This is a genomic window from Psychrobacter sp. 1U2 (assembly GCF_051847575.1).
Map to the genome: position 1 here is coordinate 1 of NZ_JBPYDC010000156.1, position 1,585 is coordinate 1,585.

Here is a 1,585-nt window from a genome sequence, read left to right on the forward strand (position 1 = left end):
AGCAGCACCAAAGAGATCGCTGGGAACGCAACCAGAATAACCAAGCGAATGACATCAGAGACAATAAACGGTGCCACTCCACGAAACATATCAGATAGTTTGATATGCGGGGCCATCGCCTTAATTACAAAGATATTCATCCCCATGGGCGGCGTGATAAGACCAAGCTCCACCGTCAACACTGCAATAATCCCAAACCACACCGGATCAAACCCAAGGGCCAAGATAATTGGGAACACCACGGGAATAGTGATCACCAGCATCGCAAGGGCATCCATAAACAACCCAAGTAAAAAGTACATAAACAAAATACAGATTAAAACAATCATCGGACTGACCGCAAGTCCCCCAATCCACGTCGCTAACGAATAAGACAGGCGAGAGACTGAGACAAAGTAGCCAAGTGCCTCTGCCCCAAGTAGCATAAAGAACACCACCGCAGACAACGCCAAGGTTTCAATCAATGACTGCTTTAGTCCCTCCATACGCATGCCTTTGACAGCAGCATAGGCCCAAGAAACAAACGCCCCAACTGCAGCCCCCTCTGTTGGGGTGAACAGACCAAAGAAGATACCGGCGATGATCACAATAAAGATAAAGGTGAACGGTATCAATCCTGTCAATGAGAGTAGCTTGGCCTTCCAAGAGGTTGACTCGCCGCGCTGAGCCAAGTGCGGTTTCCAGCGCACCATGATCATGACAGTGATCGAGTACATGAGCATGCCAAGCATGCCGGGCAAGAAGCCTGCGATAAACATGTCACCAACGGACTGCTGGGTTAGGATGGCATAAACCAGTAAGGCGATACTGGGCGGGATCATAATGCCAAGCGTACCGCCCGCAGCCAAGATGCCACAAGCAAAGCCTGGCTGATAGCCGTATTTCTCCATTTGCGGCAGGGCCACTTTGGTCATAGTGGAGGCAGTGGCTAAAGAAGAACCTGAAATGGAGGCAAAGATGCCGGAGGAGCCGATACCAGCGATACCAAGACTGCCTCTGACACCGCCAAAGATGGTACGGGTAGCTTCAAAGAGTTTGCCGGCCATCCCTGAGTGAGTGGCAAAGACGCCCATTAAAATAAATAAAGGTATGGCGCTAAAGTCGTACTTTGCTAAGACGTCGACGGGGATGTCTTTGAGCATCTGCAAAGCGCCACCGGCTGAGGTAACAGCGCCAAAGCCAACCAGGCCAACACCAAGCATGGCAAGAGCAACTGGGACACGTATGACAACCAATAGAATCATGACCAATAGGCCGATGGCGCCAATCATTTCTGGACTCATGCGCCTGTCTCCTCGGCGTCAAAGAATTCGCCTGTTTTAAAGATGTTGATGGATTCGATTAGGGAGCGTATGGCCAGCAGTAAACTTAAGAAGGCGCTGATGGCGTAGATGGGCATCATGGAGATGCGCAAATCTTGGGTGACTTTGCCAAATTCGATGGCGTCGATGGCGCTTTCATACAGTCCCCAAGTAAAGACGAGACCGATGACAAAAAAACCTATCATGAACACGCCCATCATGTAGCCTTTAAGGGCTTGTGACATCTTTTGGGTGAAGACGTCGACGATGATCTGTGAGCGCTC

At 50.2% G+C, this 1,585-nt stretch carries 2 protein-coding genes; both read right to left on the reverse strand.

The annotated features are described in order from the left end of the window. Positions 1-1,283, reverse strand: a 1,283-nt coding sequence (locus tag ACS8FD_RS14050; RefSeq protein ID WP_439276326.1) for a TRAP transporter large permease, incomplete at its 3' end; no start/stop codon positions are given. Further along, the coding region (locus ACS8FD_RS14055) for a TRAP transporter small permease (protein WP_439276327.1) at positions 1,280-1,585 on the reverse strand (306 nt) is incomplete at its 5' end. The genes ACS8FD_RS14055 and ACS8FD_RS14050, both read right to left, overlap by 4 nt.